The organism is Vibrio ishigakensis (assembly GCF_024347675.1).
Lineage (GTDB): Bacteria > Pseudomonadota > Gammaproteobacteria > Enterobacterales > Vibrionaceae > Vibrio > Vibrio ishigakensis.
Genome location: NZ_AP024881.1, coordinates 1,091,631 through 1,104,633, shown reverse-complemented (window position 1 = coordinate 1,104,633; position 13,003 = coordinate 1,091,631). Strand labels below are relative to the sequence as shown.

Genomic DNA, 13,003 nt, shown 5'->3' with positions numbered 1-13,003 from the left:
ACATAAGTTGTTTAAACGGAATTAATCATACTATGAGCGAAGAAAAACAAGTTCCAGCCGAAGAAACTCAAGAAGCGGCTCCTGAAACCCCGACTCCACCAGCCAAAGACCCAGTTAAGACCTTAACTCGCAACGTCTTTATCGTGGTTGCTATCATCTTTGTTTGGTACCTGTTTGCTGATAGACACACTCCTTGGACAGACCAAGCTAGAGTGCAAGCCTATGTCATCCCAATCGTGCCTCAAGTTGCAGGTAAACTAGTCGAAGTCAACGTTACTCAGGATCAGGGCATCGAGCGTGGTGATAAGCTGTTTTCTATCGACCCATCTGATTACCTACTTGCGGTCGAGACAGCGGAAACGCAGTTAGAATTGGCCGGTCAAGACATCGGTGCTGGTACGGCCAATGTAGCTACCGCGCAAGCACAATTGGTAGAAGCGCAAACCAACCTTGAACACATCAATGCGCAGAGTGCGCGCGTTTTCGAGCTCGAGCAAAAGAAACTCTTCTCTAAATCTGAGGGCGATAAAGCCCGTGCTGCTATTAAGCAAGCCCGAGCTCAGGTTCGCAGTGCTCAGGCTAACCTTGAAAAAGCCAAATCTCAGCTCGGTGCTGAGGGTGAAAACAACCCGAAGATCCGCGCGGCTATGGCTCAGCTTCAAAAGGCACAACTTGACCTAAGCCGAACTACGGTGCTTGCCCCAACCAATGGCGGTATCACTAACCTTCAGGTCGATGTGGGGTACTATGCAAACCCTAGTCAGCCAGTGATGACCTTCGTCGATGCTGATGATGTATGGATTGAGGTTTACCTAAAAGAGAATAACCTAGCCAACCTCAAGGTAGGTGATGATGCGGATATCGTACTCGATGTATTGCCGGGTCGAATCTTTAAGGGCAAGGTGCGCAGTATTGGCTTTGCGGTGCAGACAGGCTCAACCAATCAAGTGGGCGGTTTGGTTTCAGTGAAGACCTCATCAGGGTGGCTACGCGACCCGCAACGCTTCCCTGTGATCGTTTCCTTCGAAGAAGAGGTGCCACAAGGGCTTCGCCGTGTTGGCGGACAGGCAGACGTGCAACTCTATACGGGTAGCAACTTTGTGCTAAACGCCATTTCTAAGGTATATATCCGTCTATTGAGCTGGATTTCCTATGTCTACTAACACCCTATCTTGGTGGGAAAGACTGACCGGTGATGCTAATAGTATTCGGCAGGTAAGGTTTGCGCTGGGGGTTTCCACCTCAGCCACCATTGCCTACACCTTCAACTGGCCGCTAGCCTTCCTATTCCCTATCTTTACCTGTCTGTTGCTCTCCTTTCCCATTCCTAGGATGGCCCCAAAGCAGATAGGCAAGATGATGGTGGATACCCTAAAAGGCTTTGCCTTCGGTCTTGTATTCTCGGTATCACTGACGCGCTTCCCGATCCTATTCTTGATCTTGATGTTTCCGGCGCTGTTCTACTGCTACTACTACCTGAACCGCGGTGGTTCGTTCTGGCTCACCCTAATGAGCATGCTATCCCTACTCATTCTGCCGATGCTCACCTACACAGCAGAGGGTTTGGCAATCGGTTTTTCTATGGGCTTTGTAGTCTCGGCGTGGGCGGCAATCCTATACACCTTTATCATGCACGTTTTAGTGCCTGACCCCCAGCATATTACTTTGCCAGAGAAACCGGGCTTTCAGGACGTATATATCCCAATAGCCGCTCAGTTTGCGCTAAAGAGTACCCTAGTGGCCTTTCCTATCGTGGCGTATTGCATCACCTTTGCGCGCATGGATTTGCTTCTTACTATGATCTTCGCAGCTATCTTTACCCTTAAACCAGAGCTAAGTGCAGGTAAGGATGCAGGCAGGAACTCCCTCATATCCACTATAATCGGTGGCTGTGTGGCGTTTGTCTTTTACTGGGCGATTGTGGCTGTGCCCATATTTGCGTTCTTTATCATCCTCTATTTTGCTATCGCCCTGTATATGGGCTCAAACATTTTCTCTACCTCTCCCAAGGCGAAGTACTTTGGGTCTGCGATGACCTGCATCATAGTCTTGATAAACGGTAACCTAGGAGCGGATTCAGACTTTCTCAGCTCCTTTATCTCGCGAATCTTTTATATCTCTCTTGCCATTCTTTATATCGTGGCCGCGCTTAAGGTGCTGGACGCGTTTTGGTTCAATAAAAAAGCCGCTCAATAGAGCGGCTTCTTCTTGATTAGTTAGCTTGTGCTAGCAGTTTGTTGTTGGTCGCTGTGGATAGCTTGTCCCAAGCTGCTTCAAAACCCATGATAAGGAAGATAAGACCAAAGAATACAACCACACCGTTGAAATAACCTAGCATCTGCACCTTTGGAAACAGAGTGGCAATTGCGCCCATGGCTGCGAATTTACCGCCTACTAATGAGATGTATGAGGTAATGCCACGACCAATCTTATATTTCTTTGCATCACCCTTCGCTTGCCATTTTGCGGCAAGGAAACCCTCAAGCCACACAAAGAAGCTCAGCATCAGAGAAATCAAGGCACCAACTACAAAGATATCTTCAACAGGGATTACCAACCAACTCCACATATCACTTGCGATAGCAGTTGCGATTACGCCTAGGGTTACTTTTTCTAGAATCTTTAGATTGCTTTTCATGCTTCACTCTCACTCTGTTTGGTTGCTAAGACTTAGGCTCTTAGTTTGGGCTTATTCCCTTCGATGAGATGTATTCTAGATTGACCAAGAATCATTACTTGCCATTTTGCGCCAGCTTTTCATTCAACCAAGAAAAAGTTTATTGCGGTGAATATTTCGCTGTGCAATTTGGCTCTATTAGACAAGAAATGTCAGAAACAAAAACGCCACTCGCAGTTGGAGTGGCGCTATAGGTAGGCTCTAGATTAGCGAATTAGAAGTCCGCCGTCATACCTACATACCAGTATCTTGGCTCAATAGAATAGCCACGCTGGGTAATATCGATATCATCGAACTGCTCGTCGGTTAGGTTTTTAACTCCTGCACGCAGACGAAGCTGTTCGTGGATAAAGTAGTTCATACCAAGGTCCGCAGTGACAAACGAAGGACGGCTTACATTGTCGTCGTTAGACACTATGGTCTCACCGGTGTAGTTCACACGCACAAAAGTATCTAGATTATGGTTTACCATCCAGCCAAGACGCGCCATCGCAGAATGCTCAGGGCGGTCCTCTAGAGACTCGTTAGTGGTCTTGTCTTCTGTATCCAAGAAGGTGTAGTTACCACGAAGATTAATGCTTGAGGTCAGGTCGTATTGGCCAGAGAACTCAAAGCCCTGAATAACCGCTTCGTCGATGTTCTTATAGGTGTAGATATCCTGGCCGTTGATGTTATCCACTGGGTTATCTAGATCACGGTCAATCAGGTTCTTGATCTCGTTTCTAAACAGGCCCGCCTCAATCTGCCAAACCGCTTCTACATAAGATGCAGAGATCTCATAACTTACACTGGTTTCAGGATCTAGGTCTGGGTTACCGACGATCTGGCAACTGCCTTTGCAGCTGTTGATGATGTTCTCATCTGACAGCTGCAGCAGAGTTGGCGCGTTAAACGCACTGCCCACACCACCTTTGATGGTTAGCTTATCGGTTGTGGTATTTACAAGGTATGCTCGTGGGCTCCAGTGAGTACCAAACTCTTCATGGAAGTCGACACGTGTACCATAGGTAAAGGTAAAGTCCTCAGCAAACTGCCACTGGTCTTGCACAAACAGCGCCTGCTGATTCACGCTCGCCTTGCCCGTCTCGGTTAGGCTGTCTGGGTTTTTCAGCTCAGAATAGTTCCAATCACCACCCATGGTTACCGTGTGGTCCCCCCAGTAGGTCGTAGCGTGACCATTAACGATATGGTTCACCTCATTGATGTCATAGAAACCCAGGCCAGCGTTTCTGTCGTTGAAGTTATCTTCACTCACTACCGCATCGCGATTGTAGCGAAGCAAGGCATCACCCCACTCATAACTACCGTTGTAGGTAATCGCTTGGGTATCACGCTTTACTCGCTGATCAGAGTCGGTCAAACCCGAAGTCGATTCGATGATACCTTCACGATCATCGTCAGAGTATGAGAAATCAAAGGCAAGGTCGTGGTTCGGGTTGATGTACCAAAGCAGACTACCTGCAACAGAAAGGGTATCACGCTCTTCTAAGGCCGTAGCTTGGGAGCGATCATACACGTTGCCATTGCTGTCTGTTGCCGAGCCTGAATAAGGACTCCACGCATCACGAGCGCTCTGGGCTACAGAGAACGAGAGATAAAGCTCGTCGTCAATCAGTGCGCCAGAGGTATTGAAACCGACGTTGTATTCGCCCCCGTTGTCATCATCACGATAGCCATAGTCACCATTTAACTGTGAGCGCCATTCGTTTTCTGGTTGCTTCGTGATTACGTTAATCACACCACCAAGAGCCTCAGAGCCATATAGGGCTGACATAGGACCACGGATCACCTCGATTCGCTGAATGCTCTCTTTAGGAATGCCTGATAGGTCAAAGTCATTACCTCGGAAAATAGCGTTGGAAGAGCTAAGCTTGCGACCATTTACCAAAATCATGGTGAATTTGGCATCCATACCTCGGATAGAGATCATCTCACGGCCTGAACGGCCGCCTTCCATCTGGCTTTCTACACCTGCAATGTTCTTAACCAGATCGTTAAGAGCACTGCCCGGCTCTGCCATGATTTCTTCTTCGGTGATAACAGAAATGGTCGCTGGCGCTTCAAGAACCGCCGTCTCAGTATGAGTAGCGGTGATTACCATCTGTTCGTCGACTTTGTGTTCTTGGGCGAGAGCTTGGCTTGAGAAAAGAGCGAGCGCGACTGCGCTAAGTTTAAAATGAGTACGGCTAAGCATGAATACCACTGCAATAATAATAGTAATGAGAATTTTTCTCATTACTCTACAGAGACAAACATCGCCTCAGCAATTGCAATCACATTCATAAGATGAATTATCAGTATGCAGTTTTTGAATGTGCAGTGTAATTAGTATTCGACTGATGGATTAGCTAACGCCATAAACCTCTTTGATGAGGCCTCTAAACCAGGTGCACATGCTGTCGTTATGAAATCGCTTGTGCCAATACAGATACACCTGGATCTTGCCGAAGCTTATCTCATCGGGCACCTTTTTGATCACCAGATCCCCTGACTTTGCCATCTCCTTGGCATAAGGCTCAGGCAGATGAAAGATCACATCACTGCTGTCTGCAATGCTAGCGGCAAGGTTAAAGTTGGTAATAGAAACAGGCACCTGCAGACTCTCCTCTTTTCCTAAGAAACCACGCTCACGAATACGCTCCTGGAGTGGAAAGCGTGTGTCCCCATAGATAGAAATCTGCCCGAAGCGCGCCTTAAGCAGGTCGGCTACATTCAATTCTTCTTCATCCGCGAGCGGATGTGTAGCGCTCATTAGAAAGCGAAAGTCATGCTCTGATATTGGCACTCGATAAAGGTTCTGCTGACGGTAATCCGGTTGAGCGGTTGAGATAACAAAGTGCACATCCCCATTTTCTAGGGCGGTGAAATGGTTTTGCGGAACCGTGTCGATGGCCATGTGCATGTTTGGAGCGCGCTCTCTTAATTCCGAAAAGAGTTTCGGCAGCAACACCATGGCTTGCGGCACCAAAGAGAAAATACGCACAGCCTGATTAGAGGTTTGAGGGTTAAAGGTATCCCCTTGCATCAAGGTTTCTATGCCTTGAAGTACCTTATCTAACTCTGATTGAAGACTCTTGCCACGCTCAGTGATTTGATAGCCATCCCCAGAGCGAACCAAAAGGTCATCATTAAACAATACCCTCAGTTTCTGTAGCGCTCGACTCACCGCGGGCTGACTCATACCTAAGGTTAACGCGGTATTAGAGACGTGCTTTTCTTCGAGAAGTTGCTTTAAGACCACCAATAGATTTAGGTCGAGCTGTTTGTTATTCAATAACTGCATAGTGAATATTCCAAGTATACATTTGACGGATTTTATGCATTTGATAACTTATGTCAATTGTTATTAATTCTCATTTGTATACTTGGTCAATAAATCACTATGTCAAAGAGTCACGCCCTTTCCAAAGTCTTAGCCCTAGCTACGCTAACCCTAAGCACCTTTTTTTCTGCCACCAGCATGGCGAAGACTTACACCCATAGCCTTGGTGAGATTGATATAGACCAAGTGCCTCAGCGCGTTGTCGTGCTGGGTCAAGGCAGCTTAGACCTGCTTGATGAGTTGGGCGTAGAACCGGTTGGCCTAGTCAAACCCTTGATGCCTCACTTTCTGAGCAAATACACCGCAGACCAATATCAAAGTGTGGGCACGCTACAAGAGCCTAATTTCGAAGCCATCTTCATGCTAAAACCTGACCTCATCATCGCTGAGGGTCGCGTAGCTAAGATGTATGATGAACTGAGCCAGATTGCACCTACCTATATGTTCCAGATTGATAACAAGGATTACTGGAAAACCACTCAAGCTCACTGGCAGACACTTGGAGACATCTTCAATCAAGAGCAAAAGGTGTCCGAGCTTATCCAAAAAACCGACGCCCGTATCGCACAGGTACACCAATCAGCGAAAGCGGACAATCTGCGCACCCTAGCGGTAATGAACAATGGCAACAACCTAGCTATGTTCGGTGTAAACAGTCGCTTTTCAATCATCTTCCAAGAATTTGGCTTTACTCCGGCTCACGCACAAAACACTAAGCCAACGGGTCCACATGGCAACCTCATCTCATTCGAGTACATTGCTGATGCTAAACCCGAAGCCATGATCATCTTGGATAGAGAAAAAGCCATCGGCCGCAGCAGTGGCCGTGCTGAGGTGCTGTTCGACAACCCACTCGTTCATGGAACCCCAGCCTACCAAACTAAGCACATGGTATTTATGGACCCATCAGCATGGTACATCAGCGCCGGTGGTTACAAGGCTACTCACATCATGATTGATGATGTCACCTCAATGCTTAACTAAGGCTAACTTGCTCATTTAGATGAAACTCAAACATCTTATTGCCGGCTCAGTATTACTATTACTTGGGTCGGCTTCTCTCTTTATCGGCGTTGCCAGTATGAACCTTGAGGCTCTGCTTCAGGGTGAGTCACATGCTTGGAGCATTCTTTGGCAGAGTCGTGTACCTAGGCTTTTAGCTATCTGCTTAGCAGGTGCAGGCCTAAGTATTGCCGGCCTTATCATGCAGCAAATTGTGCAAAACCGATTTGCTGCACCCTCTACCACAGGCACCATAGACTGTGCGCTTCTCGGCTATGTCCTTAGCCTAGTACTGTTTGCCGATATCAGTGGTTGGGCCCATTTGGCGCTTATCTTTGCCTTCTCGGTTGCTGGAACCTTGATCTTCGTTCGTTTCTTGCAGTCTCTTAAATTTAAGAACGCCATGCTAGTGCCTCTGATTGGCATCATGTATGGCAACGTGGTTTCAGCGCTTACCACCTTTGTGGCCTACAAGTATGACCTTGTCCAGACCATGAATTCATGGACGGTAGCGAACTTTGCTTCAGTGCTTCAAGGCAACTACGAGTTTCTTTATCTTGCTATCCCAGCATCGATACTGGCGTACTTCTTTGCCGCTCAATTCAGTGCCGCCAGCATAGGCGAGAGCTTTGCCAAAAACATCGGCCTTAATTACCAAAAGATTGTCTTTATCGGCGTGGTGCTAGTAGCGGTACTCTCCTCTTCGGTAGTGATGATAGTAGGGGTTATTCCCTTCCTTGGTCTGATTGTGCCCAACCTAGTGTCTATGTTTGTGGGCGATAACATGAAAAAAAGTCTGCCGTGGACGGCATACAGTGGTGTCATGTTGGTGCTAGCCTGCGACATATTAGGCCGCGTTATCATCTTCCCTTACGAGGTGCCAATCTCAATTGTGGTGAGCATTTTAGGTGGCATTGTGTTTATCCATCTTATCTTGAAGGATAAAAGCAATGCGTGACTCATTGAAACTTGGCTTGGTATTGCTCTTTTCCGCCACCTTTATCGCCTATTTTCTTGGAAATGGACTGACGATGGACAATTATCAGTTCTTTCTCTCAAGACGCATCCCTAAGGTACTCGCCATCGTCTTGGCTGGAATGGCCATTGCTGCCTCATCTCTGGTGTTCCAGACGGTGACCAACAACCGCATCTTGACCCCGTCTATTCTGGGCTTTGACTCACTCTACATCATGATTCAAGTGGTGTTGGTGGCAAGCTTTGGCGGCCTAAGCCTTTGGGTCACCGATACCAAGATTAACTTCGTGATCTCTACTGTGGTGATGACCTTCTTGGCTATGATGCTGTTTCGTTTTTACTTTAAGAAAGAGCGCGCCAATATCTTCACCCTACTGCTGATTGGTGTAGTGCTAAGTAGCCTGTTCAACAGCGTCACCGGCTTCTTTACCATGATTATTGACCCAGATGAGTTCATCAGCATACAGAACTCCATGTTTGCCAGTTTCAATAACGTCAGTACTGAGTTGGTCTACTGGTGCATCGCACCTCTGGCACTCTGCCTTGTTTATCTGTATAGACTCGCTCCGCAGTTGGATGTGCTCTGGCTTGGAGTAGATAACGCCAAGAGTTTGGGGGTGGATACGCAAAGGTTAACCCGAAAGGTATTGCTTCTGACCACATTGATGGTCGCTATCTCTACCGCCTTGGTTGGCCCAGTGCTCTTCCTTGGCCTGATTGTGGTGAGCCTAACCCGCCAAATATTTGTCAGTTATCGCCATAGCTTCTTGGTCTTGGCAAGCTGCTTGGTATCGGTAGCACTGCTTATCAGTGGTCAATGGTTTGTAGAACATATCCTAGATTTCCAAACCACTATCAGCGTCATCATCAACTTTATTGGCGGCAGTTACTTCCTAAGCCTACTTGTAAGAAATAAGATCGGTTAAACATGATTAAAATCACCGGATTAAGCAAAAAATACAGCGACAAATACGTTGTTAAGAACGCTGATGCGCTTTTCCCTAAAGAGATGGTAACCAGCATTATTGGACCAAACGGTGCCGGTAAGTCCACCCTACTCTCTATGGCGAGCAGGCTTACCTTCAGCGATGCGGGTCAGGTGCTTATCGAAGATAAGTTATTGTCTCAATGGGATACACAAGAGCTTGCTAAGCGCCTAGCGGTTCTGCGCCAAAGCAACAATATCAATATGCGCTTCACGGTGCGTGAGTTGGTCGCCTTTGGGCGCTTTCCTCACAGCAAGGGACGCCTAACCAACAAAGATAATGAGATAATCGACAAGGCGTTAGCCCAGCTAGATATCACCTATATTCAAGACAAGTTTCTTGATCAGCTCTCTGGTGGTCAGAGACAAATGGCGTTTATTGCCATGGTGGTAGCGCAGGATACTGACTATGTATTTCTCGATGAGCCGCTAAACAACCTAGATATCAAGCACTCGGTCGCCATCATGAAGTCATTACAACGACTGGCACATGAGTCTGGAAAAGCCGTGGTTATCGTCATTCACGACATTAACTTTGCTTCTGTCTACTCCGACGCCATCATCGCCATGAAGCAAGGTGAAGTGGTTGCTAATGGTCCGACCGAGCAGGTAATTGAAGCCAAGACCCTAAGTGATATCTACGAGATAGACTTTCAAATAGCCGAAGCCAACGGGCAGAAGATCTGCCTTTACTACAGCTAAAAAAAGGAAGCCATTGGGCTTCCCTTTTTAATCTTAGTATTGTTTTTCGACCACCAGCTTCACCTGCTCATCGATCTTAAGGGGCTGGTCTTTCTCCACATCGTTCATCACCGCAACCAGCTCAGCTGAGTCTTTGGATGCAGTACCTCGAATCAAGTCTTCTATGGTCTGCCCTTTTGTCGCATTCACCACCTTGATCTCATGCTTAGTAACCGAGGCTAACTCCTTATCGCTGATCGGCCTAAAACTGGTCACACTCTTTTGTGCCACCGCTTTCTTGTCCTCACTGGCGATAGAGATCATCTGATAGGTGTCGATGCCCAGGTTCGCCCACCCGCGAGTCAGGTAGCTCATAGCTCCGTCTCTTTTAGCTTCTAGAGTTACGCTGTAATAGGTATTACCACCGGCAAGCTTCTCTTCGGCTATCGGTAGCTCTTCACCATATTGACGCTTGATCTCTGCTTGGAATCTCAATGCGTGTTCTTTAGCGGTAAATTCGTTCGAAGCTATACCTAAGATCACCGCTGCATCTTGCTCTTTATCTACCGCACCTACCGCAGTCGGCTGATTGGCGGTTTCCCATTTGTCGGGAAAGTCGATGGCAAACTTCATATCCGGCTGCAGGAAGGTCTGTCCTTTAAAGACACCTTTTGCTGGGTTCTGCCCCATCAACATCCCATCGAGATAAGGGATAAACTCAGGATGAATCGGTGCCAGTTCAGCAATGGTTAGAGACTTGGCTTCCTTAGTCACCGCAGTCACGCGGTCTGGAGTAAATGGGTGGCTATCAAAATAACTGCGCTCAAAGGTTTGCTGAGTCTGGATCTCAACCGAACGGTTCAATCGGGTGAGGATAGAGTTCATCGCCAGAGGGTCGTAGCCGGCTTTAGCGGCAAGAGCAATACCCAGCCTGTCTGCCTCACTCTCATGACTACGACTATAGCCAGCCATCAGTAACTGATTACCTGCAGAGATAGGTGCGTTAATAAAGTTACCTAGGTCCTCATTGATCACACCACCAACGATATTACCCGGCAGTTCAGCGATACCCGGCAGTACCCCCGAACGCATCTGCTTAACCGCGTGACGCTGGGTAACGTGGATGATTTCATGACCAATCACACACGCCAGTTCGTCTTCGCTATTTACAAGGCTGAGAAGACCGCGAGAAACAAAGATATAACCACCTGGCAGGGCAAAAGCATTCGGCACAGGGTCGTCGACTACCTTAAAGTGAAACTCGAATTCTGGATTTTCCAATTCACTGACTAAACGCGCGCCGATTTGCTGCACATATTCATCAATCTCCCCTTGGTCATAAACCCCCATCTGAAGCTCAACCAACTCGGCGTTTTGCGCCCCCACCTTGCGGTCGTAATCTGTACTGACAGCACAAGCCACCAGCGAGAAAGAGAAAATACCCACGGTAGTGATTTTGGTTAAGGAAGAGACTTTCGACATATCCACTGCATCCCTGAAAAGAATTGGTCTAATAAATTTATCTTACGCCCGATAAACTGATTACGCACACTATTTCACATATTCCGCACTAAGCGCTCTCTTTTTGCGCGAATACACAGAAAAAACCATACAAATCATAGGCTCAGGTTGACTAGCTAGGCGGAAATTTCTAGCCTTACTACAGTAATTTTCTACAGGAAATCCGTATGGCAACTATCTTCAACCCAGACCTTTGGACAGCCGTTCCTGGCTTCGATTTCGAAGACATCACCTATCACAGACATATAGAGCAAGGTACGGTTCGTATTGCCTTCGACAGGCCCGACTGCCTCAACGCGTTTCGTCCAAAAACCGTGGATGAACTGTTCACGGCTCTAGACCATGCGCGCCAATGGTCCGATGTAGGCTGCGTGCTACTAACTGGCAATGGTCCGTCCAAGAAAGGACAGTGGTCTTTCTCGTCAGGTGGCGACCAACGTATTCGTGGTAAAGATGGCTACAAGTATGAAGGCGAAGGTGAGAACGTGGCTGACGTTGCCCGTATGGGTCGTTTGCACATCCTAGAGGTGCAGCGCCTGATCCGCTTTATGCCTAAGGTCGTTATCGCCCTAGTGCCTGGCTGGGCAGTAGGTGGTGGTCATAGCCTGCACGTAGTCTGTGACCTCACTTTGGCCTCAAAAGAGCATGCCGTGTTTAAACAAACCGACCCAGATGTGGCATCGTTCGACTCTGGATATGGCTCTGCATATCTTGCCAAGATGATAGGTCAAAAACGTGCTCGCGAGATCTTCTTCTGCGGATTCGATTATAGCGCGCAAGAAGCCTATGAGATGGGTATGGTAAACAAGGTCGTTGATCACTTTGAGCTCGAAAATGAAGCCCTTCGTTGGGGTAAAGAGATCAACAGCAAATCACCAACCGCCATGCGTATGCTGAAGTATGGCTTTAACCTTCCAGACGACGGCCTTGTCGGTCAGCAACTGTTCGCTGGTGAAGCAACGCGCCTTGCTTATGGTACAGATGAAGCGCAAGAGGGTCGCGATGCCTTCCTAGAGAAGCGTCCAAAAGAGTTTGGCAAGTTTCCTTGGCATTATTAATTTTATTTAATCTTCTCTCCATCTTGAGGTTAGGTTAGTTCGGTAAAGTGTCCTCATCGAAACAACGGAAAGCCTGAACAAAGAGTCGGGCTATTGAGAGGACGACAATGAAGAGTAGAACCAAACGTGGATTAAGTATCTGTATTACCAGCTATCTTGCCCTGTTCTCCCTTTGGAACATTGTCGCTATCGTTTATTGCTAAGAGGTACACCATGAAATTTATCAAAACCGGACTAATCGCTTCACTTCTAACTATGGCTGGCGTGGCTCACGCTGATAACGACGCAGCCCTATCTCTAATGGCTCTGCAATCGGGCAACACCTCACTGGTTGAACTGGCTCCTGAGGTACGTAAGGTGTCAAAGGGTGTTGTAACCGAGATTGAATTGGATGACTACCGCGATCAAACCTTCGCTTTCCAATTCAAGGTAGTAGATATAGCAGAGGGCTATGAGCACGAGATGAAATACTCGGTTCAAGACGGCTCACTTCTCAAGCATGAAACCGAAAGCCTAACCACTCTGGGCTTCAGCGACCTAGACCAAGAAGATAAGGTAGCTATTGAACAAGTTCAAAAAGCAAACTTCGATATCATCGACAAGATCGTTGAACTTGAGACTAAATACAATGCCAACATGATCGAGGCTGAGCTAGAGAATAAGAAAGGCATCGTATTCTACGAGGTCGAGCTAGCAAGCGCTGAGACTGGTCACCAGAAGCTGCTTATCAACGTAGCGACCGGCGAAGAGATCCCAAAACTTAAACGTAAATAACAAGAGAC

At 47.5% G+C, this 13,003-nt stretch carries 12 protein-coding genes; 8 read left to right on the top strand and 4 right to left on the bottom strand.

Annotated features, from left to right (window positions below; translation table 11 throughout):
- The first annotated feature begins 32 nt into the window (after positions 1 to 32).
- Positions 33 to 1,163, top strand: coding sequence for an HlyD family secretion protein (locus tag Pcarn_RS04945; protein WP_261835277.1), 1,131 nt, complete (start codon positions 33 to 35; stop codon positions 1,161 to 1,163).
- Positions 1,153 to 2,196 carry a DUF2955 domain-containing protein gene (locus Pcarn_RS04940; RefSeq protein WP_261835276.1) on the top strand — a complete coding sequence of 348 codons (1,044 nt, stop codon included), beginning with the start codon at positions 1,153 to 1,155 and terminating at the stop codon, positions 2,194 to 2,196. Before Pcarn_RS04945 ends, Pcarn_RS04940 begins: the two co-directional genes overlap by 11 nt.
- 16 nt (positions 2,197 to 2,212) lie before the next feature.
- Here Pcarn_RS04940 and Pcarn_RS04935 read toward each other — a convergent pair whose 3' ends face one another.
- The 3 genes from Pcarn_RS04935 to Pcarn_RS04925 form a co-directional block, all read right to left on the bottom strand.
- Positions 2,213 to 2,638, bottom strand: a complete 426-nt coding sequence (locus tag Pcarn_RS04935; RefSeq protein WP_261835275.1) for a hypothetical protein — start codon at positions 2,636 to 2,638, stop codon at positions 2,213 to 2,215.
- A 253-nt stretch (positions 2,639 to 2,891) separates the two neighbouring features.
- A complete protein-coding gene (locus Pcarn_RS04930) occupies positions 2,892 to 4,913 on the bottom strand; it encodes a TonB-dependent receptor domain-containing protein (protein ID WP_261835274.1) in 2,022 nt (673 codons plus the stop codon).
- 108 nt (positions 4,914 to 5,021) lie between these two features.
- Positions 5,022 to 5,960 (bottom strand): LysR family transcriptional regulator, encoded by a 939-nt coding sequence (locus tag Pcarn_RS04925; RefSeq protein ID WP_261835273.1) that lies wholly within the window; start codon positions 5,958 to 5,960, stop codon positions 5,022 to 5,024.
- A 99-nt stretch (positions 5,961 to 6,059) separates the two neighbouring features.
- On the opposite strand from Pcarn_RS04925, the gene Pcarn_RS04920 reads away from it, so the two are divergent.
- The 4 genes from Pcarn_RS04920 to Pcarn_RS04905 are packed head-to-tail and all read left to right on the top strand — an operon-like array spanning position 6,060 to position 9,663.
- Entirely contained in the window at positions 6,060 to 6,983 is a 924-nt protein-coding gene (locus Pcarn_RS04920; protein WP_261835272.1) for a siderophore ABC transporter substrate-binding protein, read from the top strand.
- A 19-nt stretch (positions 6,984 to 7,002) separates the two neighbouring features.
- Entirely contained in the window at positions 7,003 to 7,959 is a 957-nt protein-coding gene (locus tag Pcarn_RS04915; protein WP_261835271.1) for an ABC transporter permease, read from the top strand.
- Positions 7,952 to 8,902: an iron chelate uptake ABC transporter family permease subunit gene (locus tag Pcarn_RS04910; protein ID WP_261835270.1), complete on the top strand. Its 951-nt coding sequence runs from the start codon at positions 7,952 to 7,954 to the stop codon at positions 8,900 to 8,902. The genes Pcarn_RS04915 and Pcarn_RS04910 overlap by 8 nt, the downstream gene beginning before the upstream one ends.
- Positions 8,903 to 8,904: 2 nt before the next feature.
- Positions 8,905 to 9,663: an iron ABC transporter ATP-binding protein gene (locus Pcarn_RS04905; RefSeq protein WP_261835269.1), complete on the top strand. Its 759-nt coding sequence runs from the start codon at positions 8,905 to 8,907 to the stop codon at positions 9,661 to 9,663.
- A gap of 33 nt (positions 9,664 to 9,696) precedes the next feature.
- Here Pcarn_RS04905 and Pcarn_RS04900 read toward each other — a convergent pair whose 3' ends face one another.
- A complete protein-coding gene (locus Pcarn_RS04900; protein WP_261835268.1) occupies positions 9,697 to 11,124 on the bottom strand; it encodes a M48 family metalloprotease in 1,428 nt (475 codons plus the stop codon).
- Between the two features lie 206 nt (positions 11,125 to 11,330).
- On the opposite strand from Pcarn_RS04900, the gene Pcarn_RS04895 reads away from it, so the two are divergent.
- Positions 11,331 to 12,221 (top strand): 1,4-dihydroxy-2-naphthoyl-CoA synthase, encoded by an 891-nt coding sequence (locus tag Pcarn_RS04895; protein WP_261835267.1) that lies wholly within the window; start codon positions 11,331 to 11,333, stop codon positions 12,219 to 12,221.
- A 213-nt stretch (positions 12,222 to 12,434) separates the two neighbouring features.
- The gene (locus Pcarn_RS04890) at positions 12,435 to 12,995 is read left to right on the top strand and encodes a hypothetical protein (protein WP_261835266.1); all 561 of its coding nucleotides are present in this window, start codon (positions 12,435 to 12,437) and stop codon (positions 12,993 to 12,995) included.
- Positions 12,996 to 13,003: the final 8 nt, after the last annotated feature.

Bases quoted from the DNA above. Each gene is read 5' to 3' on its own strand.
- Pcarn_RS04920 (WP_261835272.1), top strand. From the start codon at position 6,060: ATGTCAAAGAGTCACGCCCTTTCCAAAGTCTTAGCCCTAGCTACGCTA.
- Pcarn_RS04905 (WP_261835269.1), top strand. From the start codon at position 8,905: ATGATTAAAATCACCGGATTAAGCAAAAAATACAGCGACAAATACGTT.
- Pcarn_RS04915 (WP_261835271.1), top strand. From the start codon at position 7,003: ATGAAACTCAAACATCTTATTGCCGGCTCAGTATTACTATTACTTGGG.
- Pcarn_RS04925 (WP_261835273.1), bottom strand. From the start codon at position 5,960: ATGCAGTTATTGAATAACAAACAGCTCGACCTAAATCTATTGGTGGTC.
- Pcarn_RS04890 (WP_261835266.1), top strand. From the start codon at position 12,435: ATGAAATTTATCAAAACCGGACTAATCGCTTCACTTCTAACTATGGCT.
- Pcarn_RS04900 (WP_261835268.1), bottom strand. From the start codon at position 11,124: ATGTCGAAAGTCTCTTCCTTAACCAAAATCACTACCGTGGGTATTTTC.
- Pcarn_RS04895 (WP_261835267.1), top strand. From the start codon at position 11,331: ATGGCAACTATCTTCAACCCAGACCTTTGGACAGCCGTTCCTGGCTTC.
- Pcarn_RS04910 (WP_261835270.1), top strand. From the start codon at position 7,952: ATGCGTGACTCATTGAAACTTGGCTTGGTATTGCTCTTTTCCGCCACC.
- Pcarn_RS04935 (WP_261835275.1), bottom strand. From the start codon at position 2,638: ATGAAAAGCAATCTAAAGATTCTAGAAAAAGTAACCCTAGGCGTAATC.
- Pcarn_RS04945 (WP_261835277.1), top strand. From the start codon at position 33: ATGAGCGAAGAAAAACAAGTTCCAGCCGAAGAAACTCAAGAAGCGGCT.
- Pcarn_RS04940 (WP_261835276.1), top strand. From the start codon at position 1,153: ATGTCTACTAACACCCTATCTTGGTGGGAAAGACTGACCGGTGATGCT.
- Pcarn_RS04930 (WP_261835274.1), bottom strand. From the start codon at position 4,913: ATGAGAAAAATTCTCATTACTATTATTATTGCAGTGGTATTCATGCTT.